Source organism: Pseudoalteromonas sp. 10-33 (assembly GCF_001469195.1).
Lineage (GTDB): Bacteria > Pseudomonadota > Gammaproteobacteria > Enterobacterales > Alteromonadaceae > Pseudoalteromonas.
The window spans coordinates 140315-166374 of the sequence record NZ_LOFI01000029.1; the positions used below are offsets into that span (position 1 = coordinate 140315).

Genomic DNA, 26060 nt, shown 5'->3' on the forward strand with positions numbered 1-26060 from the left:
TGAGCGGTTTTTAGTGTATATTTAGTTATAATTTTTCAAACAGTTCTTCTAATTGTGCTTTTCTGCTTTGTATTAATTTATTAACTTCAACTACATCTTGCAAGGTAGACGTATTTTTACTCAGCATTAAATGAATAGAGCCTTTGTTAACATAGGTTGTGGTATTTACCCGCTTAATATTGTTTGACTGGCTTATAAAATACTCGCCCACTAATTGGTCTTCAATTATAAAATCGACCCGCTGTTTAGCTAATAAAGCAAAACGCCTTTTTGCTGCACCGGTAAAAATAATTTGTTTTGGGTAAATACTTTTTAAACGCTCAAATTGCTCGCCGTAATAACTACCCGCATGGGCGGCCACGGTGTAGCCTTGTGCAAACGCGTCTTGCAGGTTTTTAACGTTGTACTGTTTACTTTTATGCTGATACAACCACATAACCTCGTTGCGGTAACTATCCGAAAAATAAACATGCTCTGCGCGTTTTTCAGTAAAGCTTGCAGCCCACCCTAAATCCATTCGGCCTTTAGTTTGTTCAACAAATGCGCGCTCTGTATTGGGTAAAAACTCAACCTGAACACAATAAGGCGAACCTGCAAAAATAAGCCAAAGCGCCGTTACTTCTTTACCTTGTGCGTGACCGTTAACATCAATAACGTAAGGCGGCCAAAACGTATCATGCGACGCGACAAAAAACTTTTTTTCGCAAGCCCCACTCCCAAAAGAGAGGGCTACTAACAAATACAAACCGTATTTTTTTAATCTATGCATTATATCCCTCATGCTAGCGACGCAATACGTACAGTATAAACCAGCCTTAAAATTTAGTCGTAAATTTTGTATAAGCATGTAAATAGTATTACTGAGTTTATAAAGTTATGTATTTATAATCAACGTGTTGGGAAGGCTAAGTTTAAATGTTCGTTTTTGTAATCGTTAAACTTGCAATGTGCGCGGGCGATTAATGAAAAGGACGTATTAATTTAAAATATTCTACTACTAAGTCTATATTTTATTTATGTGTTCCTGTAGATTAAACACCAATGAATTTAATATTAACAGCGGCTTAGCTGTTAAACGATTAGCCAAGGAGCGGGTGTATCGTGCCAAGTACCACACTCACTTACTACAATAACAACGCGCAAACCTTTAGCGACTCAACGCTTAATGTTGATATGTCGGCGCTTTACGCTGAGTTTTTACCGCTTATCCCTAAACACGGCCATATTTTAGATGCAGGCTGTGGAAGTGCCCGCGATGCCATGTATTTTAAACAGCAAGGTTTTACTGTTAGCGCGTTTGATGCAAGCGAAAATATTGCAAAGCTAGCAAGTAATTATTTACAACAAACTGTTCAAGTTAAAACCTTTCAGCAGCTTGATTGCTGCAATCAATACGATGGCATTTGGTGTTGTGCCAGTTTACTTCACGTGCCAAAAGTAGAGTTACCGCAGGTGTTTTCAAAGCTACAAAATGCACTTAAATCGAATGGTGTTTTGTATGTATCGTTTAAATATGGCACGCAAGAACGCGTGCATAACGGCCGTGAATTTACCGATTTAAATGAAGATGGCATAACTGCGCTAATTAACCACCACACCGAGATTAAAATACTAAAACAATGGCAAAGTGTTGATCAGCGGCCAGAGCGCGAGAGTGAAGTGTGGCTCAATGCGTTATTAACGCGCAGCGAATTAATAAATGAATAGTTTTAACGAACAGCACCAATTGCAAAGTAATAAGCAGCAGCTTATTACGGGTGATAATGACCCGTTATTACCTAACCTTGTGCATGCCATAAACAATGCCACTGAGATTGAAATTACAGTTTCATTTATTCAGCCAAGTGGCTTAGCACTCTTGTTCGACCCACTAAGCGAAGCTTTACAAAGTGGCGCAACACTCAAGCTGTTAACCTCCGATTACCTTGATATTACTCATCCTAATGCGCTCAGAGAGCTAATGGTATTAGTTGATCGTGGTGCTGATGTGCGTATTTACCAAACGCAGGGCAATCAAAGCTTCCATATGAAGTCGTATATTTTTGTAAAAACAAACGACACCAGCGAAATTACCTCTGGTTGTGCCTTTATCGGCTCAAGTAACATTAGCGCCAGTGCATTGACTAAAGGTCATGAGTGGAATTTTAGACACGATTATCTGCAGCCAAAAACAAGCCAAGCAGCGCAGCAATTTTTGAGTATTCGTAATGCTTTTTACGCTATTTTCAACCACGAGTTTGTCACCAATTTAAGCCATGAATGGATTAATAACTACATTGCTAGGCGTAAAGCACAGCAGTTTGTAGCGGTAAACGATGCCGATACAGCGGAACAAATTATTGATCAAAGCGAAGCTAAAACACCAAGGCCAGCTCAAATTGAAGCGCTTAATGCTTTAGCGCAAACTCGCGCTGAGGGCTTTAAACGTGGTTTAGTAGTACTTGCAACAGGCATGGGTAAAACATGGTTAAGCGCGTTTGATGTTAAACAATTCAAAGCTAAACGGGTATTATTCGTCGCGCATCGTGAAGAAATACTTGTACAAGCACAGCGTACTTTTGCTGAACTATTGCCGCTTTCAACGGGATTTTATAACGGTAAACACCGCGACAAAAACGCCGACTGCTTATTTGCCTCTATTCAAACCATTGGTAGAAGTAATCATTTAAAGCAATTTGCACCAACGGCGTTCGACTACATCATTGTTGATGAGTTTCATCATGCCAGCGCACGTGTTTATCGTCAGCTATTAAACTATTTTGAACCACAGTTTTTACTCGGTTTAACCGCCACGCCAGAACGTACCGACCAAGCCGATATTTTAGGATTGTGCGACAACAATTTAGTGTTTGAGCGAAACTTAACGCAAGGAATTGATCAAAAAACGTTAGTGCCGTTTCATTACTATGGCATTTGGGACGAAAACGTAAACTACCAAGCCATTCCATGGCGTAATGGTCGATTTGATCCAGCAGCGCTTGAGAACAAATTTGCGACACAAAAACGTGCCGAACATGCGCTTGCACAGTGGCAGCAATATAAACAGCAACGTACTTTGGGCTTTTGTATTTCCACAAAGCATGCCGATTACATGGCTGATGCGTTTAATAAAGCGGGTGTAAAAGCACTATCAGTACACAGCCAATCAAAAGTACGCCGTAATGAGGCGCTTAAACAATTAGAACAGCGTCAAGTTGAAGTATTATTTACCGTTGATCTGTTTAACGAAGGGACTGACTTGCCCAGCATCGATACTATATTAATGCTGCGCCCAAGTGATTCTAAAATCCTGTTTTTACAGCAATTAGGGCGTGGTTTGCGTACGCTAGAAGGTAAAACGCATTTAGTGGTGCTCGACTTTATTGGTAACCACCATAGCTTTTTAAATAAGCCTTATGCGTTACTCCATGAAACTACGCCAAGTGGTGTAGTGAAAAAGCTTAAAAAGCTAAATCTAGCTGATGGCTGTTTTATAAATATTGATTTAAAAGTCACCGACTTCTGGCAACAGCTAGCTAAGGCGCAGCGCACCACGGCGCTTGAAGATATAACACAACTTGCTGAGCAACTTGGGCATTTACCCACCTTAAGTGAGTTTTACTACCACTATGGGGATATAAAAAAGGTAAACAGCAATTATATTAGTTGGTTTGAGCTAATTGCAAAAACACAAAATATTGATGACGAAGCACAGCAAAGTGCCAAGCAACTAGCGCCGTTCTATGACTTTTTACATAAGGGCATACAAACAACCAGTATGACCAAATGCTTTAAAGCTATTTTGCTTGAAGCTTATGTGGCATTAAATGGTTTTACCATTCCCCCAACAGTTGCAGAACTTGCAGCCATGAGTGCTAAAGTATTAGCGCGCCACCCAAATTTAAAACAACACGATTTATCAGCCAAAGAGCAGCAAGCTGCCGCGGATTCACAAACATGGCAAAGCTACTGGCGTAAAAACCCAATCAAAGCTTATACCAATAAAAATAAAGACGGCACGCAGTGGTTGACGCTAGAAAACGACACAGTAAAAGCCACGTTTGACGTACCCGCAGAAAAATGCGAATTATTAAACAACGCCGTGTTAGAGCTGGTTGAATACAGCTTAGCTAAATACAGCCAACGGCTAAAAGTAAACGTAGCAACAATTGAACAAAATACCGAGCAACAAGCTGACAATGTAACTCAGCTAGCGTTTAAAGATCGTGCCGATACAGCAAATGAGCAAGATAACACATTAAAGCTGCCGTACTTCCCCAATATAAAAATTGCCTGTGGGCATTTTAAAACAGGGGATGAAAGGGATATGGAATTGATGGATGCACCACTTGGCGCAGGCAAGCTTGATCCAAACGTGCACTTTTTAGCACACGCATCGGGTAACTCAATGAATGGCGGTAAACACCCAATACTTGATGGTGATTTACTGCTACTTGAGCTTATAACACCTGATAAAGCGGGGTCGCTACGCGGCCAAATAGTCGCCATAGAGCGAGATGATATAGGCGGGGAAGGGCAGTATTTACTGCGCAAAGTTAATAAATTACCAAACGGGCAATACGAACTAATCGCTCAAAACCTTGATTACGAAGTAATGATTGCTGATGAAAGCATGCGAACATTCGCACGGTTTAAACAAGTGGTTGTGTAGTCGCGATTTTATATCGCGTTTTAACGTGTAGACGCGCAGCTTGCTGGCGTGCAAAGCGAAGCTTTGAATGTGTTAATTTAATTATACAGCGCTTATAAATGATGTTTTTTTGTGTGAACTTTAAGGGATTTAACAACCTCTATTCGAGGTTATATCGCGTTGGCGATGGCAACCAAAGGGCGGCTGCCGCCGACCACCCTTTGGAATCCCACGGCGCACCCGAGGATCACACTGTATCCTCAAGTTAAAAATTGATATGAACGTAAGCGCCGTGTATTCGCCATCCATGGCGAAGTCACGGCTTAACTTGCATCCATGCAAGTGATTACTCATCAATTGATAACTTTCGGGTGTGATCACGGGGAGTTGGAGTGTGCTGGTAGATTAGTGATATAACTAATTAGCCTTTACAAGTTTCAAACCAACTTAAAGATGAATGATAAATGAACAATTATTTGTTCTAATATTAATTTACTGTTACTTTAATAGAAACGTAATGAGAAAGGACTCTAATATGAAACTCAATCAAGTTTTGTCAGTTGTTAATCAAGTAGAAAAATCAAAATTCATTTCGTGCCTCGATCGTCTTTGCTCGGATGCCGCTAAAAATAATAAGAAACTAGCTAAAACAATCGACAATATCGACGGCCAAATTAAAAATGCCTCAGGTAGTGAAATTACTCAGCTTTTTAATACTGTTCGAGATTTCTTCAAAACGTCAGTTCAAGAGCAAATATTAATGAGTAGCGCTCAGCTTAACTTATTGGTGAATATTTTAAGTAGAGACGGGAATGGTGTAGCAAGAATTACTTGGATAGAGTCGCTTTATGAAAAAGAATGGGTTGAGCTATCTAAGCTTTCAAAAGAGCTCAAAGAATGTATCCAGCAAGGCGCAGCCGAAAGCGTTTTAGAGCGAAACAGAGCCTTAAAAATTTACCATGCTTGTATGAAAGAAGCCTACTTTAATGATGAAAAGAATAATCGAGAAGCTAAAGTTACAGATGATGAGCGCAGTGTTCTCAATGTTCTGGCTAATGAACTTAATTTAACTACTGATGAATGCGCCGCTGTAGAGCATTTAGTTGATGTTATTCCTAAAAATGGGGTATTAGATGCCTTAAATAGTCTCAGGGATATGGGGTTATTATTTATCAGCAAAAAGCGACAAGAAGTATTCATCCCCGATGAAATAGTTATGCTATTGAATGAAATCCAAGGGAAAGATTTAGCTGATAAATACGTGCTTAGAATACTTAGAACGCTAACAGATGCCGAACTTTCCAACGCATTAAAAGCTCATGGCCGAAAAATTAGAGGCGTAAGCAGAACTGAAAAAATTCAAACAATTATTCATTCAGGGATCAGCGCTGCCAAATTGTTATCAGACGACATTCACAATGTTGAAGATAACCAAAACCAGCGTAAAGAGCGATTAAAGCAGCTGATACAAGATTTAGAAATTGATACAGAAAAACTGGGAACAACCTTGGATGAACGTATTGGCTTAATACTATCATCGCTATCAGGCGCTACAGAGAAAGAGTTTGATTCGCTGAGCGCTAGCGGTTTCAAACAGCTTTTAAAAACGCTAGAAGAGCATTTCCCAACTATGCAGGCCGTTCTTAAAGAAGCGTTTGAACTTGAAGCAAACGAAGTTATTGATACCGAAAAATTGCGTGCGTTGAGCATTACTCCTCACGATATTTTATATTTGCTGTCAAACGATGAAGTAAAAGAAGTTCGTGACAGTATGGGGTTATCTAAGCGAGGGAATCCACGTTTCGCCATTTTAGAAAGCTTTGCAAACGCGACAGATAAGCTAATAGAGAACTATGATGCACTAGCGCGTCGCGATTTTAATACATTGAGAGATGTTGGTGCTGATGTAGCCGAGGCTGATATTGGCGTTAAATTCGAAGAAGTTACAAAAGCTATTTTTGAACTTTTAGAGCTCAATATCGATGAAGACTTACGTAAAGACTTAAACACCAGTAAAGATAAAGCCGATATTGTAATTTCACTCAGTGATAACGACATAATTATTGGTGAAGCAAAAACCTGTAAAAATGGTGACTTTGCAAAATACTCAACAACGTCTCGCCAAGTAAAAGCCTATGTAACCCGCGCTGAAAATCAAGGTAAGCGCGTGGCACAAGTATTAATAATAGCCCCTAGCTTTTCTGATGATTTCATCGAATCAGCTGAAATGGATACCGAGGTAAATATTTCACTGTTAGAAGCACATGGCCTTAAGTTAATTCTTGATGCATACAAGTCAAAGCGTAACCCAAGTTTCGCGCCTAAGCTACTGACTAAAGGTGGCTTGTTGAAGGCTGAGTTAATAGCTAAAAATATTTAATTCTTACTTCTAGCTAAAACTTTTGGAAGGTACACATGCTAGCTAATAATAAAATAGTTATGAATATTGCTAAACGTGCTGAGCGCAAAGGCAGTGATTACTTAATAAAATCATTTGTCCAATTAGATAATGTTTTTCCAACTCTATGTTTAGAAGAGAATCAGTTAATTTATGGTCGCCGAGGAACAGGAAAAACACACTTATTAAAATATCTATCTAGTCAATTAATCAATGATGATGAACATGTTATTGATTTGGATATGAGGTTATTAGGATCCACCTGTGGTATTTACTCTGATTCTAACTTACCCATAATGGAACGAACTGCTAGGTTGTTTTGTGATCTTTTATGTAATATCCATGAAGCTTTAGTTGGTATTGTCCAGGATGTTAGTGGCAATGAAGATTTTAATTTTTCAGAGGCTGTTTTACTTCTTGACCAATTTCTAGAGTTAGTGACAAATGTCAGCATTGATGGAAATAAAGAAGTGGAATCATCTTATAATCAAGCTGTTTCTTCTTCCAATACAAAAACAGCAAAATTTCTTTCAACACCATCATGTGCTATTGAATTTAATAGAACGGATAATTTAAGTTCTACGGACGGTACTCGAGTTAAAAACTCTGGCGTGGAAAGAAGAAAAATTCATATTGGGTCTGTCACTCGCGCTCTTAGAAAAATAGTAGATCTATTACCACAGAAAAAACTTTGGATTTTACTTGACGAGTGGAGTGAGATTCCTATTGAACTGCAACCTTATTTAGCTGATAGCATTAAAAGAACGATTTTTAGTGTAATTAGTATAAATGTAAAAATTGCGGCCATTGAGCATCGTTGTCAACTCAGGCTTTATAATAGTGATAAATCAATTGGTATTGAAGTATCAGCAGAAGCTTCTTCTTCAATCAATTTAGATGAATTTATGGTATTTGATAATGATAGAAACAAAGCTATAAATTTCTTTGGCCAGCTCATTCATAAACATAGCATGGCTTTAGAGCCAACTTGTAATAGTGACTGTAAATCTTTTTTATTAGAGCTTTTTGCCTCCAGCAGAGCATTTGAAGAGTTTGTAAGGGCTGCTGAAGGTATTCCAAGAGATGGACTACATATTATTTCAAATGCAGTATTACATAATCCTTCTGGTAGGATTAGTGTTACTGCAATAAGGGAATCAGCAAGTCGTTGGTTTAATACGAATAAAAGTAAGGATGTTAATTCGAATAGCGGCGCTATTCAGATGTTAGATTGGATCATCAATAAAGTTATAGGACAAAGGCACTCACGCGGCTTTTTATTAAAATTAGATACTAAGGATGAAATTATAGATTTCTTATATGATTCGAGAATCATTCACTTAGTTAAGCAAGGAGTTTCAGCCAAAAGCCACAGAGGTAAACGCTTTAGTTTATATGCATTAGACTATGGATGCTATGCAGATTTATTGGCTACTAAAGATGAACCTAAGGGACTGATAATTGATGATAGTCAATATGTGGAAATTCCAAAAATTGACTTTAGATCTGTTAAAGATGCAATTTTGGACCTTCAAGAATATAAAAGTAGCTCAACTCTCCCTTTATTTGAAACCACAGACGACATATATTTGCATGCCAAGCACACGGGAAAAGTCCAAGATGACTATAGTGATTCAAATTTTAAAATCATAAACTCTCTACCTCCTAATATCGGATCATTAAAGTTAAAAAATACAGTGTATATACCTATTGTTTTTATCGGATTAGTCATCCGCGATAATATGGGTTTTAAAAAAAGCACGGGGGCCGAAATAACTCAAGCTTATAATGAGAATGTTGCTAAAAACGAACAAAGAAAAAAAGCTAATAATATTTCTAGAGCATTACGTGACAACAAGACTGTTATGGATGAACAATGGTTAGTTATTGATAATAGAAACTCTAATCCTTTATTTTCGTTATCAGATAACTGGGAAGACCATTGGGAAAATTATTTTTGTCCAAATAATACATTCAAATTTAATTAAAAATAATTTTAAGCAAAAATAATTTTATTCACCCAACTGCCAATTTCCCTGCCTCATGCCACATTTCGCTTGGCATGGGGTGGGTTAACTCCCACGTTATATTCATTGGTTGGCTGCCGCTGTGGTGTTGGTATTTAACCTCGCCGTAGTTTACAAATCCCATGGTTCGGCCGTTTTCGTCTTTGCCTTGTTCGCGCACAAATAACAGGATGGTTTTGCCCGTTTGCTGGTGCTGAATATAACTAAGGCCGCGACCGTGTTCTGGGCGGGCGCTGTTTTGCGTTTGCCAGTGGAACAGGGTGGGGCTGATAGCGTAGTCGTGATACAGCGTGGTGGGCGAGTAGGTTTTTTCGCACTTATTAAGTGTTACAAATAACAGCTCTAGATTATGGTTTTTAAATTCTAAAACGCCTTCGCGAGCAGTCGATTTTTTATCAAATGAGTGAGCCCCAAAAGCTGCGAGTATTTGTTGGCGTGTGTAGCGGCTGTGTAATTTTATTGCGTGGTTTGGTAGGCACGCTAAATCACTTTCTTGCTGGTGTATGCGGTTTATTAACAGCGTGATCACTTGTTCTAGCTCCTGCTGTAGTTCTTTGTGTTTAAGTGCTTGTAAGCTTTGTTCGAGCGTTTTAAATCCCAAGCTTTTACCAGTGCTATCCCAAGAATTGTAATGCGCCATAATGGCGTACTGTTGGTTTTCTGCTGTTGGGGTAAAGCTAAAGTTGTTATTACATAAATCACGTAAAAAGCACAAATAGCTGAGTGAGTCGCAGCCGAGTAATTGGGTGTTGATTGCGCGGTAATACGCGGCGTAAATATCGGTTTGTTCTACTGGAATTTCATCGCCTTTAAGCCAGTGCCAGCCACCGAGCCTAGCGTCTTTTGGTTTGTATATATCTTCAAGCGTGACTTGTGGGTTTATGCGTAAAAAGTTACTAAGCGTTAGCGAATCATTAGTGTGTTGCGAGTAAGTATTTATCAGCTGCTGTAAACGGCGTTTAGAGTTTATGGCTTGCTGTATATTTTTTAATATTGTTTTTTGTGTGCGTTTTTGTAGCTCAATACGACAACCCAGTGGTAAATGCGGGAAGTTGTTTTCAATCTCGGTTTTTATTGGCTGATTACTTTTACCAATGAGAGCGCGGAATTTACTGGCAAAGTCGTATTCGGGGCGGGCATTGCCCACAAAGTCGAGCACGGTACAGCATTGCTTTTGGCTGTTGTCGGGCAGGCGTAAACCACGGCCTAGTTGCTGCAAAAACAGCGTTAGGCTTTCAGTTGGGCGTAAAAACAGTAAAGTATCGACTTCTGGAATATCGACACCTTCGTTGAAAATATCAACCACGCAAAGTATTTGTATTTCGCCTTGGCGCAGTGCTTGTTGTTTAGCCGCACGTTCATTGGTGTTTTTACTGGTCAGCACATCGGCGTTTATGCCTGCTAAGTTAAACTTTTTCGCCATAAATTCAGCGTGTTTTTGGCTTACGCAAAACGCGAGTGCTTTTATATCGTTAACATTGGTAACTATATCAGCAAGGCTGGATATAATTTTGTTAGCGCGGCTGTTCTCACCTGTATAAAGGTTACTTAGCTCGCTTATATCGTAACGGCCGCCTCGCCATGTTAATTGGCTTAGGTCGGTGTCGTCATCCAATCCAAAGTACTGAAATGGGCATAAATGGCGCTGGTTTATTGCCTCTGGTAAGCGAATTTCAGCGGCTATTACGCCACAAAAATCATCGAATATATTTGCGCCATCTTGTCGCTCTGGTGTGGCGGTTAAGCCAAGTAATATTGTGGGCGTAAAGTGATTTAATATAGCGCGGTAACTTGCAGCGCTTACGTGGTGTACTTCGTCTATCACTATGTAGTCGTAGTAATCGCGGGTTAAATTGAGCGATTCAATTTGGCTGTTTAATGTTTGGATTGATGCAAATAATTGGTTGTAACGTTGTGGCTTGTAGTTACCTACCCACAGCTCACCAAAGTCGTTGTTTTTAAGCACGCCACGATAAGCGCTTTGCGCTTGTTTTAGTATTTCTTCTCGGTGGGCTACAAACAAAAAGTGTGCATTTGGGTTTTTGTCGTAAACGGTTTTAAAGTCGAACGCCGATATTATTGTTTTACCCGTGCCGGTTGCGGCAACCACTAAATTTTTAAAACGCTTATGTACGCTGCGCTCAGCACTTAGCTTTTCTAAAATAACGAGCTGATGCGTTTTTGGTGTTATATCAAAATAAAACTGGCTGCTTGATTGCCCAACACCGCGCTGCTCGTTAAGTGAATTAATGAGCTTTTCCTTGCATTCAGCTTTGCCTGTAAATAGCTCGAAATCTGGCGATTGCCAGTAGGTTTCAAACGTACTTTTGGTTTTAGCTATAATGTGCGGAATTTCTTGCGCGGTAATTTTTAAGTTCCACTCAAGGCCGCTGGTAAGCGCCGAATGCGATAAATTAGACGAGCCAATATAACCGGTATGAAAACCCGTATTACGCATAAACAAGTATGACTTGGCGTGTAAGCGTTCTTGCTGATTATTGTAACTAAGCTTTACCTCGGTATTTGGCAGGCCTGCTAAAAACTCAACCGCTTTAGCATCTGTTGCACCCATGTACGAAGTAGTAATTACTTTGAGTTTATTACCACTTTTGGTAAATGCTTCAAGCTCATTTTTAAATATGCGCAGCCCTGTCCACTTTATAAATGAGACAAGCCAGTAAATAGTGTCGGACGATTTAATCTCGCGCTTTAGCTCGGTTTCGAGCGATATACCCGCATTCGCGCCGCTAAACAATTCACTTTGGGTAAGCCCTGTTAGCGGAAAAATATCGCTTGAGTAATCTTTAAGGTTAGCCGCAATAGGGTTTTGGGTATTAAACAGCGCAGTAAGTATTCGACCTTGGCTATCAATTAGGTTTTCGTTGATTAGCTCGTCATCGCGGATATGATCTTTTAGCCACAGCACAAGGCTGTTTGCGAGATTAATTTGCTCGTGCAAACGCTCGTTTGAATTAGGGATTGCATCAATGGCATGTTCAACAAGTTTACCTAAAAAGCGCGAAAGCCACGTAGCTGCCTCGGCCGATTCGAGTTGGCGTTCGCCCACATAAAATTGGTCACGATTTAAGTTCTGCTCAATTACTTGTGTAATTAACTGCTCGTAAATACCTATTTGCTGCATTGAAACCACTCCCTGTTTGCGAGTGGTTAGTTTACTAAAAAATGTAATGCAAACAAGCATTAACTCATTTTGAATTAAAGGCTAATGCTAAGACAATTCCCCCGTCATTTTGCCCGAAAAGACTCAATTGATGAGTAATTGATTGCATGGAAGCAATCGAAGCCGTGACAGGCACATGGATGTGCCTTACACGGCGTTTACGTTCATATCAATTTAGGTTTTGAGGGAAGTGCAAAATGCTTGGGGCGCCGAGAGATTCCAAAGAGAAGTCGGCGGTTACTTCTCTTTGGTTGTCGTCGCCAATGCGATAAAAGTAAATACAATTCAAAAGCTGCGCTTTTCGTGCGAGCAAAATTTAACTCTAAAGCCATGATTTTATTAAAATATAAAGTCATCTTGAATATTTTCTCGTAATAATAAAGTATGCTGTACCTAAATCTATTTTTGGTTAAGCCATATATTAAGCGGTTACAGAGGAGTTACTGTTTGTTTTGAGCGCATATTTTTGCTCTGTTGCTTCTATGTACATTATTTAAATATCGCAGCTTGACGATTTTATAAACTAAATATGAGGGTTAAAAGTGAGTGTAAGTTTATTAGAGAACACATTTAAATTACTGCTAGATAAAGACTTTAAAGCTTTATCTAGCCGATGTGAAGAAACGTCAGTATTAGATTTAATAAAATTTGATGAAAATAAAAAATCTGATGTTTTGGCATGGCTTTTGGACCCTAACGGTGGCCATCAGCAAGGCGATTATTTTTTAAAAGCATTGCTTCACTATGTTTTCAATATTGCTGATGATGAGCAATTAAACAATTTTTTAAGCACGTTTGAATTACTTTCTCACTCTGTTTCACAAGCGAAAGTTATTCGCGAGTTTCCTATAAATGCGGGGGCTGGGCGGATTGACTTACTTATTTTAGATCCAAGTCAAAAGTTAATTATTGTTATAGAAAGAAAAGACGGTAGTAAATTACACAATCAACAATTAAACAAATACGCAAGTTGGGTGGAAGCAAACTACGCAGATTGGAATAAGGTATATGTGTTGTCTGACAGCTACTTTAAAAACCATGGTGACGAATATGACTCTCGATTTGTGAAGGTTGACGACACGTGGCTATCAGATGCATTACTTGATGTAATTGGGCGTGGTTTATTAACCCAGCGACAAGAGTATCAACTAAGCGATGTTCATGATTTTATTTTTGGTGAATTGGATGAGAAGAGGGACCCTTACTTTAAGAGTTTTGATAAGTTATTAAACAGGGTATCAGCCAACCATAGCGATACGATTCGCCTTTTAGAAGAGCATAAGCTAATAAGCGGAAATAAATCATTTCCCCTCATTGAGTTAACACCATTAGAATATTTTGGCTATGTATTACCTAACGCTCATAATTATGCTGATTGGCAGCTAAAACTTGCTGAATTAATACAATATAATCATAAGGTATTCAGTCAGTTACATGGTTTAAATGAGTTCTACTTATTTGAGGAGTGTATACAAAAGCAATTTCCTGAGTTAAGTGTTAGCTTTGAAGATAGCGCAATAATATTAATGTTAACTAAACATAAACCTAGTGAGGGTCATTATTGGCCGTATTATCTTAAAATCGAACGTGAGAAAAACGAGGACGATCAAGGTATTTATGCGGTAACTATTAACGTTAATCGCGATTCTCCGGAAGAATTTCACTACTTGGCTGAAAGGGTTGCTGATGCATATAAAATGAAAAGGCAGTCTAATTGGCGCTTTAAACACGAGGTTTTGCTGGAGAACATTGAGAGTTTAGTTTTAGATGGGCTAGATGATTCCCTTTACCATAAGATCAAAGGTTTTTATGGTGTTGTGAAAGGTATTAAATTTAAGGCTTAACGAAACTTAGGGTTTAAATACTTTTTTATGCTAAAAGGCAGGTGAATATTTTTGCCTGCTTTTTTTGTTTTTTGCAGCTGTAATAACACTTTAACATTTGCCTTTTTCTAGATAAAAACTTTGTGATTTGAGTTTTTTAATAACTTATGTATTCGGGTTACCAGTGCTTTTCGCGCAGGCAAGCTTTGTGCCTACAGATTTATTAATCATTGTAGTTATAGTTAATAATAAAAACACTTTAGTTATTTTTAGCGTTAGCTCTGGTTTGAGTTTTATTATTTAAGTATTGTTGTTTAACTATTATGCCGGGCTAATTTAATGAAAATAAAAACACGTCATGTAGTGTTGTTAGCTGTAATACTGTCTTTGTTTTTATAACCTATTGTGTTTTATGTATATATTGGCATAATTGTCGGAAATTATTTACAAGGAAAGTAGATGCAGTCAACCACTACAACTCCAGAGAACTCGTCTAATACTTCTTTTGCCAGCGAATCTACAGGCAAAACCGAATACAGAGAACAAAGTAAAAACCAAAGCCAGTTAGTTTCTCTTACTAAAGATGAGTCACAATTTTTAAATAAAAAAAGAAAAAGCTGGAAGTTTGCAAACCCGCAAGATTTACATACTTTTAGGGATCAACCGATTGGTATTGTTAACTACTTAATACATATTGTTATTTTTTTAATTTGTTTATTTGTTTTTATTTCTAGTCACTATTTGTCTTTTGAGAAAGAGGTAATTAATGGTGTGGGTAGTTTCAACACGATAACGCCATTTGAACGATTTTCGAGAACTTTATTAGTTTTCTTAATTTTATTTAATTTAAATTCGTTAAGGCTTAACTTAAAAGCTTACCCTATTAAGCGCTATTGGTTTGCTATGGCAGCAAATTCGCTATTTAAAGTTATTATTTTAAATATTTACTATTTGCTTTTTATATTTTTGAGTATGGCTTTTCTTGGTGCTTCTAAAGGGGTAGATTTATTTAGCGCACTAGAAATGCTTAATAATAGCGCTGATTACGAACTGCTTTTGATTCTTGATACTGTTATTTGTGTAGGTATTATTTTGTATGCATTTCGCTTTTGCAGAAAGGGGCTCAAACAATGAAGTACTTTACTAGTTTAGTTCTTTTTTTAATTTTATTCTTTCAGCCTAGTTACGCTAAAAGTGAGCTTCCATATAATTGTAATGAGTACTCTGATGTAGAAGAAAAAAACCTTGTTTTGTTTAATAAAAAACAATTTATAGAGCTTGGAGAATGCGCCGGCGAGGCTTTAGTTAAAGCAAAAAAGGTTTATAATATTGCAGCTGCCTGCTCTGAGGTTATTGAAGACAAAAATAGTTTATTAGGTATATTTAGTTTATCAAAGGTAGAAGCAATTAAAATAGGGGTTTGCATAGGGGCCATTAACGCCGTTTATACTCGCTACGACAGGGAACTTGTTCTAGTTAATAGCCGCTACCGAAGTACAAAACGCTACTATAGTTGTAAAAAGGGGTTGCTAGCTGTGAATGAGCTCGTGGCAAGTGCAACAGATGAATATTATATGCGCTCTGAACTTAGAGATATTTTGTGTGATCAAGTGTACTAATATGAAAGAAACAGTTGACACTGAGATTGAACTTATACCCCAAATCGCAAAGTTTTATATCAAGCAAAAAGCTTCTGAAACATTACCAAAAGAGCTTCATGATGCGTTAAATAATATTTTTACAAAAGGGCATCAAGAGTCGACAGATAAGCATGTTTCAAATAACCGTGCGATTGAATATAGAAAAGCTATCACTGCACTGAGCTTAGCTGATTATGGTAAGCGTGCTGAACATAGGGTGATTCGCGGTCGAAAACCTTCTGTATACAATGCTTTATGCTTATATACACTAGTTGGCACTGCAGGTACTAAAAAAATATTTCAAGAATATTATGCTGCTAAGTCATTGGCCAATAAGCCTCAGTTCAAAATATTAGACCTATTCGCAAAAAAAGAACTCAGTGCAGAAATGCTGTTTTTTGGGGTATCTCAGTCTTCGTTCAGTAAGATTAAAAATAAGTTACATGATGATAATTTTAATTTATTCACTGAAAAGTTACCCTCTCCATTCCATAGTTTGAAAACGGGTAATACCGATTTATCTCCCCTTGGCGTTCTTTATGATAGGAATGTTAATTGGCAAGACTTTATAAAAACTTATATCAATGCTGATAAAAAGCTTAAGTTTAAAGAATACATTGAAGCGAGGCGTATACTTCAGTCTATAAAAGATAAACGCTTACTACGACTTCCGTTAGTTAAAGAGCTTAACGCTAATATCGATTCTAATATTGAAGAAAATAATGAAGCTTGGGAATACCTTAAAAGTATTTTAAATTAATTCTTTGTAGTGCTCCGCACAAGTTCATTATTAAACTCAGTTAACAAACTGGAGTTTAATAATGAAATCAATCAATCGTGTACTTAAAACCCTTCCACCATGTCAGTCAGCCCGTTATGTATCAGAGGCTAAAAGAATTTATAAACACCTTTTATTAGGTTTCAACTATAGAGAGCTTGGTGGCCGAAAGCTCAATATTGACCCTAGACTTATACGCTTTAAATTAGGTAGCTACCGTTTGATTTTTGTGTTTTCAGATGGCGTTTTTCAACCCAAAGTACTTTTAGCACGCAAAGATTTTGAGTCTTACCTAAAACGAAGGTGAATAATTTTGTTCACATCAAGTTTTACAAAGGAAGACAAAATGACTAAAAAAATAAGCCCAGCTAATAATCAAGCAAATCAGCAAAATGCTAATAAAGGTAATGAAGGTGTAAATCAGCAATATGCCAAGGTGCATGGCAATCGTGGTAAGCAATTAAATAAAAATGGAGGTAAAAAATAATGTTGCAATCATTAGAAGTAAAACCGTCACCTATTTTTCAGTTGAGTAAAAATATGCAGGCACAATTACATTCTGCGGTTTGTATATTGAACTTTGAAAAACTCAAATGGAAATTGACACAATCTGTTGAAGCCACATGGAGTAATGAACTATGTGATTTTGCCGAACTTGAATATCGTAAGTTTTTATCACTTAAAAAATGGTATCCCAAGTTATCACTTGTCCCAAGCAAATTAGTAGATAAATTTTGGCATGAGCATATTTTAGATACACAGAGTTATACAAATGATTGTGAAGCACTCTTTGGTTTTTATTTGCACCATTACCCGTATTTTGGAATTTATGGTGATAAAGACCAATCTAAATTACAGCATTCGTTTGACAAAACTGTCGCAGTTTATGAAGCCCATTTTGGCGCTTTTCCTTCAGCTGAGCTTTATTCAAATGAGTCAACGCAAATGGCACGTTGTGAGGATCATGCATGTCATGTTCCAACATCGTGCGCCTGTCGAGTACCTGGTGCTTGTAAGTAACTAATAAAAAGAGCTGTTACGAGCAGCTCTTTATATTTATTTAAGGATTAAAAAATGAGTTTAACATTTGCTGTTTTAGTTGATGGTGAAAATGCTTCCCATACGGAGTATGCATCACTTCTTGAAGAAGTAGAAAAATATGGAACGGTGGCAATCAAATGGGTTTATGCTGACTGGACATCAACAAGACATTGTAACTGGCAAAAAATCTTACATAAAACAGCTTCGAGCCCAAAGCAACAATTTCAATATGGTAAAGATGCTTCAGATCATGCATTAGTGATGGATGCAATTGAGTTAATAAATAATAATCAACGCATAAATGGAGTATGTATTGTGTCAAGTGATGGAGGGTTTTATAGCTTAGCGCAGCGTATCAGGGAAAAGGGTTTACACGTTATGGCAATAGGCAACGAAAGAACTCCAGAGCGCTTTGTAAAGGCATGCCATAATTTTGTATTTACAAAAAACTTAACAAAAGCAGGCGTTGCTAAAGATATAAATACATTACTAGTTAATGCTTATATGCGTTGTGCTCAGAGCAATGAACCTGTTTATTTAGGTGACTTGGGTAGTTCTCTTAAGGTATTGGATTCCTCTTTTGACTATAGGAATTACAATGCACACAGTTTAAAAGCACTTATAAAAGATAAGCCAAACCTCTTTAAAATTATAGAAGAGGGGCATGATCGCTGCTTCATATCACTATTTAAACAACAAAATTTGGTTAAAAGAGAAGATATAAAAGGTGTTATTCGTAAGCTTGATATAAACAGAGGCTTTGGTTTCATAACATCAGAATATGGTGATTTTCATTTTAAAGTTAGTGAGTTGAGTGATGATAATTTTGAAGAAGGAAGTTCTGTAAGCTTTAATTTGCCAAATTTTGATAAGGGTTGTCAAAAAAACGGTAGTAAATCTATTAGTGTTTTGAATATTATGAGTAATATTTGATAAATGAATAACGGAAAAATATTAGCTATGTATTCATTTTATTTTTTTAATGAATACCATTTAAACAAAAAGCATTGTTTGAAGTACAGTGGAAAGGAAAACCGTAATTATGTTTAAAACTAAATGGCGTGTGGTGTTTATGTTTTTTGTGTTTGTAATTGCCTGTGGTTTAGTGGCTAACCATTTAACGGGGCGTGTATTTAATTTTTACGATCCGGTTGGTGAAGTTAAACGCATTTATAAACGTTTAAGCACACAAAATTTAGAACCTTCAGTAACAAAAACAGCAATAAATAAAACTGCTATTAAAGTTCAGGGAAATAAAACATCTACTGACTTTCATTTTCCGCAGGCCGATACTACTCGGTGTATAGATACCTCTTTAGGGGAAGTTAAATATGAACGCAATGGCGATATTTATACGTGGACAGATAGCCAAGGCGTTGTGCACTTTACCGATGAAAAACCCAACTTTGCGGTCGCAACGTATGATTCAGGTTTTAAAGCTCCGCTCGATTACTTTGACTTAACTTTAAACACCCCAAAGTTACCCTCGTCGTTTAACCAAGATTTACGCATAAAGCTCAATACTGTTTTTAAAGTTTATGGTCAAATAATAGGAGTACATGCACTTAAAAAAGTGAAGTTAAATTTGACTGTTTTGCCCACTAGGAGCGCTTATGAGGCGGTTATTAAGCATCGCGGTGGCGACCCTACGAACACAGTGGGTATGTATTTTCATGCTAGTAACTCTGCGTTTATAGAGTATAGAAATGCGCAAAATGCAATGAGTACAGCGGTGCATGAAGCCGTTCATGCCATTAATAAAGCGGTACTAGGTTATACGCCTAGGTGGTTAAATGAAGGGTTTGCAGAGTACTTTGAAATTACTAAAAATCACATGCAAACCGGTATTGTAGAGCCTAATACTTCGTGGACAATAAATAATAGACTCGCGAAAGGTGTTTTTAATATGAGTAGGCTAATTGGTTTAGAAGAGTCGTGGAAACAACAAAATACGAGCAAATTATACGCAAGTAGTTGGGCGGCAATTTACTTTTTGATGGACTCATCACAGGGTAGGTTATTGCTTAAAAATATAATGCTGGCCGAGCAAGAGTCGCCATGTAATAAATTGCAGCCAAAGCAGTTAAAAAACATGCTGTATTTACAGTTTCCTGATTTTAGTAAGGTTTATTCTGAGAGGTTAAAAACACCGCTTAAGACGCATAACTTTTAATACGTAAAATGACACTTTAGCTATTTTTAGCGTTAGCTCTGGTGTGAGTTTTATTTTTTAAGTATTGTGGTTTAACTATTATGCCGGGCTAATTTAATGAAAATAAAAACACGTCATGTAGTGTTGTTAGCTGTAATACTGCTGATTTTACACTTTTTTTATAAACCTAATACTGCTGTGATTGTAGTAAATAATGACACGCATAAAGCCCAAAGTGCTGAGAGTTATACGCATGTGTATACTACTGAAACTGTTAATAATAAGCGTGTTGGTAATGTAGCCAATAAAGCTAAAGCCCAGCCAAAAGCTGCTCCAGTGCAACAAAATAGTTGCGAGTTGGTGCACGACCCAGAAGAACTTGAATACGCGCAAAGTGAGTTGTCGCAATTAAACGATAATCTCGATTTCACTAGCGAAACGTTTGATATTGGGCCATATACGACGGTTAAATTAATTACCCCTAATGTAAATAGCGATTACCATAAAACGCTGCGTATTCGTTTGTTTGAAGCATACGAGAAGTATCAAAACTTATTTGGTTTATACCCCGACAAACCCATTTTAATGAACTTGGTTGTATTACCTAATCATTATTACGACGATTATGTGTCGCGCTTTGGGGCTTTACCAAGCAACAATGCGGGAATTTATTTTGGTAAAAATAATACGGCGTTGGTGAGGTTTGACCCGGCCGATCCGCAAGGTAGTTTGCGCGTAGCCATACACGAGGCAATGCATGTTATTAATTTTAATTTAATTGGCAGTACCCCTAGGTGGTTAAACGAGGGAATAGCTGAGGTTTTTGAAAATACGCTGATTTATAAAACTAACCGGGCTATTGCTATTCCTACTAACCGTGTGCGCCGTACGTATATGGAATTTAGGTCGTTAATTGATTCAGAATCGTTGTGGGAGCAGCAGTCTTACCGTGGCGATTTATACGCAAATGCGAATAATTGGTTGGCGTTTTTTATTCAGCATAAGCATGGCAGAAGGTTGTTAAAGGCGATTGTGCAGGGTGAGGCTAAAAATCAGTGTAATACGCTTGAGAATGAGGTGATTTTAAATGCGCTTTCTACCTATTTTATAGATTACGAGCAGGCGTATTTGGTGTGGTTTAAGGCATCGCAGCAGGTTAAGGGCGAGTTTATTCCTGTTTATTAAGTTGTGGCGTTGATTTAAAAGCGCGGGGTGCTTTCGTTTATATAAGCAGTGGGCTTTTTCAAATCTTAATGCACAAAGAGAACAAAATGAGGAGTAAATGAGAAGAGCCGAGCCACTTGATTTATTGGTTTTTTAATCACGAGTCACTTGATCACTTTTCTTAAAGCGGAGCGTGTCTTAGCCTCTTTGTGAATAATGGCTTTTTAGGGCTTTAATGGTACAAAGACAACAAAATGATGAGTAAATGAGCAGCCAAAGTGACGGTGTTAAGTGATGTTTTATTACCACAGAGCACACCGAGGCGCTTCGCGCTACACAGAGTTAAAATATTGGTCAGTCACTTTTATAGCATAAGTAAAAGCGTTGCTTTTAAACGCCAGCAAGCTGCGCGTCTACAGGTAAATTTAGCCTTGATGTGATCAATGACCTTTTAAGACCCTAATGCACAAAGAGAACAAAATGAGGAGTAAATGAGCAGCCAAAGTGACAGGGGTAAGTGATCTTTTATTACCACAGAGCACACTGAGGCGCTTTGCGCTGCACAGAGTTAAAATATTGGTTAGTCACTTTTATAGCATAAGTAAAACGTTGCTTTTAAACGAAAGCAAAGCGCGTCTACAGGTCAATTCAGCCACGGCATTGTAAATGATGGGCTTTTTCACTCACTCTAAAAGCGCAGCGTCTCTTAAACTCTTTGTGAAATTGGGCTTTTAAAATCGCATTGCACAAAGAGAAGCGAATGAGGAGTAAATGAGTAGCCAAAGTAAGTAGGCTTAAGTTATTTGCTTTCGTATTAGTAAGTTTAAGGTCAGGCCAATGCAAAGCACTGGGCTGTTTTGTTGGGCGTTGTTTTAAACCTGCTTTGTATTAAATTAAAGCATCTTGCAAACAATTTAAATACTGCTAAAGTAATCATTAGCATGTTAATGACTGACTAAGTGTGCATTTATGAGATCTGAGCAAGCGTTAAAATTGGCGAATCGATTGGGTGATTTAATTCGTCAGCACCGCACTTTACATTATACCCAAAGTACGTTTGCTAAAATGATAGGTGTATCTCGTTCAACGGTACAAAAACTTGAGCAAGGCGAGGTGGTAAAAAGCGATATTTTGTTTGAGGCTTTAGTTGCTCTTCAGCTACAAGGTTCGCTGTTAGACGAGGTTAATGAGTTGGTTGCAGATGCTGGTGGTTATAATGCCAGGCAGCGTAAAGGCCGTAAAACTCAGGAGGTTAATGATGACTTCTGAGGCTTATGTTTTTATTGATGGTTTGGAAGATAGCCCTATTATTTGTGGTTTTTTTAAGCTAAACACACAAACAGGCCGAGGGGAGTTTAATTACGGTAAAAGTTACCTTGCACGAGCAGATGCGTTTGCTCTTGATCCGGTGCACTTACCGTTAAAGCCTGGCATTGTTAGTTATTCGGCGAATAAAGGTATATTTGGCGTATTAAGTGACGCCGGCGCTGACTCTTGGGGCCGCAAGCTTATATTATCATTACATAATACTAGGCCAAAAAATGAGCTCGAGTTTTTACTAGCTGGGTCTGGTTATGGTGTAGGCGCTTTGGTTTTTAGTTTGTCGCGCAGTGCATCAAAGCATAAAACTAATAAAAATACGTTAGCCGATTTAGCGTTTTTAGATCAAGCTAAAGACGATTTACTCGCTGATAAGGCTATTTCACTCGAGGCAAAAAAAGCGTTTGAGTTTGGCCAAAGTATGGGTGGTGCAAGGCCTAAAACATCAGTAAAAATTGGCGATAAACTTTATTTGGCAAAATTTAATCGTCATGACGATTTGTTCAATTTAGTTAGGGCTGAGCATGGCGCTATGTGTATGGCTAGTGAATTGGGTATTCGCACTGCAAATACCTGTATTCATGAAACAGAAAATGGTGACGTGTTGTTAGTTGAACGTTTCGATGTAAGTGATGGCTTGCCAACTCATCATTTTTTGAGCGCTAATAGCTTGCTACAAAAACCTAAAGTCGCGTTAAGCGATTTAGCAACTTACTATAGTTACGCTGAATTGGCTGAGTTTATTCGCCACCACACAGGTGAATTTGCTGATGATGCTACTGAGCTGTTTAGGCGAATGGTGTTTAATGTATTTATAGGTAATACAGATGACCACAGCCGTAACCATGCATTTTTGTATAATTTTGTTGAGCAAGCGTGGCGCATGAGCCCTGCTTACGATATTACTCCAATTAATAATTCAAAGCAGCATGGCTTAGGGCTTGGTGATGATGGCCGCTATGCGAGTATCGATAATATTCTGTCGCAAGCTAAACGCTTTGGTTTAAATAATGCTCAGGCAAAAAAAATTATTGCTGAGATTGAGTGTTATGTTCGCCAATGGCCGGCTCATTTCAAACGCTTCGCTAATATTAGTGAGGTTGACATAAAGCGCTTAGAAAGCGTTATACCTGTTATAACCTAATAAGGAATGATGAATAGGGCAAAGCCATGTTTAGTTTAGGTTTTTACACGCCGAGTTTGCGCATGCAATCATTTATCTGATTACCTAGTTTTACCTCTAAAGCGCAGCGTCTCTTGACCTCATTGTGAATCATTTGCTTCAAAACCGTATTGCACAAAGAGAATAAAATGAGGAGTAAATGAGAAGGGCAGAACTAATGTTCAATTTCGGTTTTTACACGTCGAGTTTGCATACGCAGCCATTTATCAAATTGCTTAATCCCTACCTCTAAAAGCGCAGCGTCTCTTAAACTCTTTGTGAAATTGGGCTTTTAAAACCGTATTGCACAAAGAGAACAAAATGAGTAGTAAATGAGCAGCCAACGTGACAGGGTAAAGTGATCTTTTATCACCACAGAGCACACCGAGGCGCTTCGCGCTACACAGAGTTTAAAATATTGGTTAGTCACTTTTATAGCATAAGTAAAAGCGTTGCTTTTAAACGCCAGCAAGCTGCGCGTCTACAGGTCAATTCAGCCACGGCATTGTAAATAATGGGCTTTTTCACTCACTCTAAAAGCGCAGCGTCTCTTAAACTCTTTGTGAATCATTGGCTTTTAAAATATTAATGCACAAAGAGAACAAAATGAGGAGTAAATGAGCAGCCAAAGTGACGGTGTTAAGTGATGTTTTATTACCACAGAGCACACCGAGGCGCTTCGCGCTACACTGAGTTAAAAATATTGGTTTGGTCACTTCTCCTGGTCTTCTCCTTCACTTCTCGGTGGTGAAACAATCACTTTTATAGCATAAGTAAAAGCGTTGCTTTTAAACGAAAGCAAAGCGCGTCTACCAGTAAATTTAGCCTTGATGTGATCAATGGCCTTTTAAGACCCTTATGCACAAAGATAATAAAATGAGGAGTAAATGAGTAGGGCAAAGCCAATGTTTAGTTTGTTTTTGTGGACGTGGAGTTTGCTCACGTTAGGATCGTAGCTTATTGGCAAAGGCGCGACTTCGCCTTAGACGGCGAATACACGGCGCTTACGGTTAAAAATCAAAGCGCGAAGTAAAATTGCATATACAAATATTTAAATTACGGTTGCCTATAATTTAAAAAGCGATGGTGCTTGCAAAACAATGAGGCAATTAATGCTATTAATCGCCTCATTGAATGAGGCGATTAAATCATATAGACTGAAGCTAACTAACTTAAGGGCTAAAGACTATGTGGATATGGCAACAACAAAACTGGCCAAACTTTACGTGGGATGATGCGGCGCTTGCTCCCTTACTAAGGGAACTTTCATATAACCATGGCTTATTAGTGGGCCGTATGGGCGTGCAAAGTGCGCATCAAAAGCAGCAAGCTCTTGATACTTTATTAGCAAATATTATTCACTCTAGTGCGATTGAGGGCGAAAAGCTTAATGCATTTTCGGTTCGCTCTTCGCTCGCTAAAAAGCTCAATATTAACGAGAAGCCTTATCCCACAACAGTGCAAAGCGACAACCTTGCAGAAATTATGCTTGATGCAATAACTAACACAGATTCAGCGCTTGGTTTAGAAAGGGTGCTTAACTGGCATCGTTTACTATTTGCTGATAAGCAAAGCTTGTTTATTAATATTGAGGGTGGGCAGTTGCGTGGTGACGAGCCAATGCAGGTTGTATCAGGGCGTTTAGATAAACCGGTATTACATTTTACAGCGCCACCTAAAAAGTTAATAAACAAAGAGCTGTCGCTATTTTTTGATTGGTTCAACAACACGCAAAACGATCCACAAATAGACCCTTTTATTCGTGCTGCTATCGCACACTTATGGTTTGTAACAATACATCCGCTTGAAGATGGTAACGGGCGAATAACACGGCTTATAACCGATCTGGCTTTAGCACAAAAGTATGCTCAGTCTATTCGGTTTTACGCTATGTCGGTGGCTATTTTAGGCGATAGAAAAAGCTACTACGAGGTGTTAGAAGCCACACAGCGTGGTGGGCTTTGTATTACACAGTGGATCAAATGGTTTTTATGTACGCTTAATAATGCGATACACCATACGCTTAAAAACATTGAGCAAACAGTTTTTAAAACCAATTACTGGGCAAGTAAAAAGCAAACAAAACTAAGTGAGCAACAAGTAAAAGTAATTAATAAATTACTCGATGGCCAATTTGAGCACGGAATTAGTGCCAGTCAGTATCAAAAGGTAGCGAAAGTCAGTCGTGCGACTGCAACACGGCATTTAGCCGATTTACAAACATTAGGTTTCATAACAAAAACAGCTGCCGGTGGGCGCAGTACACGTTACAAAGTTGCTCAATGAGGCAATTAAATGGCTATTTGACTCATTGGTTGAGGCAAACAGGTGTATTTAAGTTAAACGAGTAGTGCTGAATGCTTTAATTAAAGCGAAAGGTAAACTTTCGTCCGTAATTTAAAAGCTTTGCTTTTCGCGCGAGCAAGCTTTGCGCCTACGGTGTTTGTTGCAAGCGCTGGTATTTAATTATAGACATCGAGCTTACTTTCTTTAGAGGTAAAGTTTCCCGTTATTAAGCACAATCATTTCGCTAAAAGCGCAGCGTGTCTTAAACTCATTGTGATTAATGGGCTTTTAGATCTTTAATGCACAAAGAGAAGCGAATGAGGAGTAAATGAGCAGCCAACGTGACAGGCGTATTTTAGTTTGTTTTTGTAGACGTAGAGCTTGCTCACGTTAGAAGCGGCAGCTTCTTGTTATTTAAAATAAATATCACCACAGAGCACACCGAGGCGCTTTGCGCT

19 protein-coding genes are annotated in these 26060 nt (G+C 38.2%); 17 read left to right on the forward strand and 2 right to left on the reverse strand.

Annotated features, from left to right (window positions below; genetic code table 11):
• Positions 1-25: 25 nt before the first annotated feature.
• Positions 26-769: a transporter substrate-binding domain-containing protein gene (locus ATS76_RS18860; protein ID WP_058553327.1), complete on the reverse strand. Its 744-nt coding sequence runs from the start codon at positions 767-769 to the stop codon at positions 26-28.
• Between the two features lie 332 nt (positions 770-1101).
• On the opposite strand from ATS76_RS18860, the gene ATS76_RS18865 reads away from it, so the two are divergent.
• The 4 genes from ATS76_RS18865 (at position 1102) to ATS76_RS18880 (ending at position 9016) form a co-directional block, all read left to right on the forward strand.
• Positions 1102-1707 (forward strand): class I SAM-dependent methyltransferase, encoded by a 606-nt coding sequence (locus ATS76_RS18865; protein ID WP_058553328.1) that lies wholly within the window; start codon positions 1102-1104, stop codon positions 1705-1707.
• Positions 1700-4651 carry a DEAD/DEAH box helicase family protein gene (locus ATS76_RS18870; RefSeq protein WP_058553329.1) on the forward strand — a complete coding sequence of 984 codons (2952 nt, stop codon included), beginning with the start codon at positions 1700-1702 and terminating at the stop codon, positions 4649-4651. The genes ATS76_RS18865 and ATS76_RS18870 overlap by 8 nt, the downstream gene beginning before the upstream one ends.
• Positions 4652-5165: 514 nt before the next feature.
• Positions 5166-7010 carry a hypothetical protein gene (locus ATS76_RS18875; RefSeq protein ID WP_058553330.1) on the forward strand — a complete coding sequence of 615 codons (1845 nt, stop codon included), beginning with the start codon at positions 5166-5168 and terminating at the stop codon, positions 7008-7010.
• 35 nt (positions 7011-7045) lie between these two features.
• Positions 7046-9016, forward strand: coding sequence for an ORC-CDC6 family AAA ATPase (locus ATS76_RS18880; RefSeq protein WP_058553331.1), 1971 nt, complete (start codon positions 7046-7048; stop codon positions 9014-9016).
• A gap of 28 nt (positions 9017-9044) precedes the next feature.
• Here the strand turns inward: ATS76_RS18880 and ATS76_RS18885 are convergent, their stop codons facing one another.
• Positions 9045-12197, reverse strand: coding sequence for a DUF3427 domain-containing protein (locus tag ATS76_RS18885; protein WP_058553332.1), 3153 nt, complete (start codon positions 12195-12197; stop codon positions 9045-9047).
• A gap of 581 nt (positions 12198-12778) precedes the next feature.
• Between ATS76_RS18885 and ATS76_RS18890 the strand changes: the two genes are divergently transcribed.
• The 13 genes from ATS76_RS18890 (at position 12779) to ATS76_RS18945 (ending at position 25602) form a co-directional block, all read left to right on the forward strand.
• Positions 12779-14080, forward strand: coding sequence for a PDDEXK-like family protein (locus ATS76_RS18890; protein ID WP_058553333.1), 1302 nt, complete (start codon positions 12779-12781; stop codon positions 14078-14080).
• A 438-nt stretch (positions 14081-14518) separates the two neighbouring features.
• Positions 14519-15193: a hypothetical protein gene (locus ATS76_RS18895; RefSeq protein WP_058553334.1), complete on the forward strand. Its 675-nt coding sequence runs from the start codon at positions 14519-14521 to the stop codon at positions 15191-15193.
• The gene (locus ATS76_RS18900; RefSeq protein ID WP_058553335.1) at positions 15190-15678 is read left to right on the forward strand and encodes a hypothetical protein; all 489 of its coding nucleotides are present in this window, start codon (positions 15190-15192) and stop codon (positions 15676-15678) included. Before ATS76_RS18895 ends, ATS76_RS18900 begins: the two co-directional genes overlap by 4 nt.
• A gap of 1 nt (position 15679) precedes the next feature.
• Positions 15680-16459: a hypothetical protein gene (locus tag ATS76_RS18905; RefSeq protein ID WP_058553336.1), complete on the forward strand. Its 780-nt coding sequence runs from the start codon at positions 15680-15682 to the stop codon at positions 16457-16459.
• Between the two features lie 61 nt (positions 16460-16520).
• Complete coding sequence (locus ATS76_RS18910; protein WP_058553337.1) at positions 16521-16784, forward strand: hypothetical protein; 264 nt, start codon at positions 16521-16523, stop codon at positions 16782-16784.
• A 39-nt stretch (positions 16785-16823) separates the two neighbouring features.
• Positions 16824-16964 carry a hypothetical protein gene (locus ATS76_RS19330; RefSeq protein WP_201023520.1) on the forward strand — a complete coding sequence of 47 codons (141 nt, stop codon included), beginning with the start codon at positions 16824-16826 and terminating at the stop codon, positions 16962-16964.
• Positions 16964-17497 (forward strand): glycine-rich domain-containing protein, encoded by a 534-nt coding sequence (locus ATS76_RS18915; RefSeq protein WP_058553338.1) that lies wholly within the window; start codon positions 16964-16966, stop codon positions 17495-17497. Before ATS76_RS19330 ends, ATS76_RS18915 begins: the two co-directional genes overlap by 1 nt.
• Positions 17498-17551: 54 nt before the next feature.
• Positions 17552-18451 (forward strand): NYN domain-containing protein, encoded by a 900-nt coding sequence (locus tag ATS76_RS18920; RefSeq protein ID WP_058553339.1) that lies wholly within the window; start codon positions 17552-17554, stop codon positions 18449-18451.
• 109 nt (positions 18452-18560) lie between these two features.
• On the forward strand, positions 18561-19691 hold the full coding sequence (locus ATS76_RS18925) for a DUF1570 domain-containing protein (protein ID WP_058553340.1): 1131 nt from the start codon (positions 18561-18563) through the stop codon (positions 19689-19691).
• Positions 19692-19787: 96 nt separating this feature from the next.
• A complete protein-coding gene (locus ATS76_RS18930; RefSeq protein ID WP_058553341.1) occupies positions 19788-20855 on the forward strand; it encodes a hypothetical protein in 1068 nt (355 codons plus the stop codon).
• Positions 20856-21803: 948 nt separating this feature from the next.
• Complete coding sequence (locus tag ATS76_RS18935) at positions 21804-22103, forward strand: helix-turn-helix domain-containing protein (RefSeq protein WP_058405273.1); 300 nt, start codon at positions 21804-21806, stop codon at positions 22101-22103.
• Positions 22093-23298, forward strand: a complete 1206-nt coding sequence (locus ATS76_RS18940; protein WP_058553342.1) for a type II toxin-antitoxin system HipA family toxin — start codon at positions 22093-22095, stop codon at positions 23296-23298. The genes ATS76_RS18935 and ATS76_RS18940 overlap by 11 nt, the downstream gene beginning before the upstream one ends.
• Before the next feature lie 1206 nt (positions 23299-24504).
• A complete protein-coding gene (locus tag ATS76_RS18945; RefSeq protein WP_058553343.1) occupies positions 24505-25602 on the forward strand; it encodes a Fic family protein in 1098 nt (365 codons plus the stop codon).
• Positions 25603-26060 lie beyond the last annotated feature (458 nt).

Excerpts from the sequence above, each read along its gene's own strand:
- ATS76_RS18860 (WP_058553327.1), bottom strand. The coding sequence starts at position 769 with ATGCATAGATTAAAAAAATACGGTTTGTATTTGTTAGTAGCCCTCTCT.
- ATS76_RS18870 (WP_058553329.1), top strand. The coding sequence starts at position 1,700 with ATGAATAGTTTTAACGAACAGCACCAATTGCAAAGTAATAAGCAGCAG.
- ATS76_RS18875 (WP_058553330.1), top strand. The coding sequence starts at position 5,166 with ATGAAACTCAATCAAGTTTTGTCAGTTGTTAATCAAGTAGAAAAATCA.
- ATS76_RS18880 (WP_058553331.1), top strand. The coding sequence starts at position 7,046 with ATGCTAGCTAATAATAAAATAGTTATGAATATTGCTAAACGTGCTGAG.
- ATS76_RS18885 (WP_058553332.1), bottom strand. The coding sequence starts at position 12,197 with ATGCAGCAAATAGGTATTTACGAGCAGTTAATTACACAAGTAATTGAG.
- ATS76_RS18895 (WP_058553334.1), top strand. The coding sequence starts at position 14,519 with ATGCAGTCAACCACTACAACTCCAGAGAACTCGTCTAATACTTCTTTT.
- ATS76_RS18900 (WP_058553335.1), top strand. The coding sequence starts at position 15,190 with ATGAAGTACTTTACTAGTTTAGTTCTTTTTTTAATTTTATTCTTTCAG.
- ATS76_RS18905 (WP_058553336.1), top strand. The coding sequence starts at position 15,680 with ATGAAAGAAACAGTTGACACTGAGATTGAACTTATACCCCAAATCGCA.
- ATS76_RS18910 (WP_058553337.1), top strand. The coding sequence starts at position 16,521 with ATGAAATCAATCAATCGTGTACTTAAAACCCTTCCACCATGTCAGTCA.
- ATS76_RS19330 (WP_201023520.1), top strand. The coding sequence starts at position 16,824 with ATGACTAAAAAAATAAGCCCAGCTAATAATCAAGCAAATCAGCAAAAT.
- ATS76_RS18915 (WP_058553338.1), top strand. The coding sequence starts at position 16,964 with ATGTTGCAATCATTAGAAGTAAAACCGTCACCTATTTTTCAGTTGAGT.
- ATS76_RS18920 (WP_058553339.1), top strand. The coding sequence starts at position 17,552 with ATGAGTTTAACATTTGCTGTTTTAGTTGATGGTGAAAATGCTTCCCAT.
- ATS76_RS18925 (WP_058553340.1), top strand. The coding sequence starts at position 18,561 with ATGTTTAAAACTAAATGGCGTGTGGTGTTTATGTTTTTTGTGTTTGTA.
- ATS76_RS18930 (WP_058553341.1), top strand. The coding sequence starts at position 19,788 with ATGAAAATAAAAACACGTCATGTAGTGTTGTTAGCTGTAATACTGCTG.
- ATS76_RS18935 (WP_058405273.1), top strand. The coding sequence starts at position 21,804 with ATGAGATCTGAGCAAGCGTTAAAATTGGCGAATCGATTGGGTGATTTA.
- ATS76_RS18940 (WP_058553342.1), top strand. The coding sequence starts at position 22,093 with ATGACTTCTGAGGCTTATGTTTTTATTGATGGTTTGGAAGATAGCCCT.
- ATS76_RS18945 (WP_058553343.1), top strand. The coding sequence starts at position 24,505 with ATGTGGATATGGCAACAACAAAACTGGCCAAACTTTACGTGGGATGAT.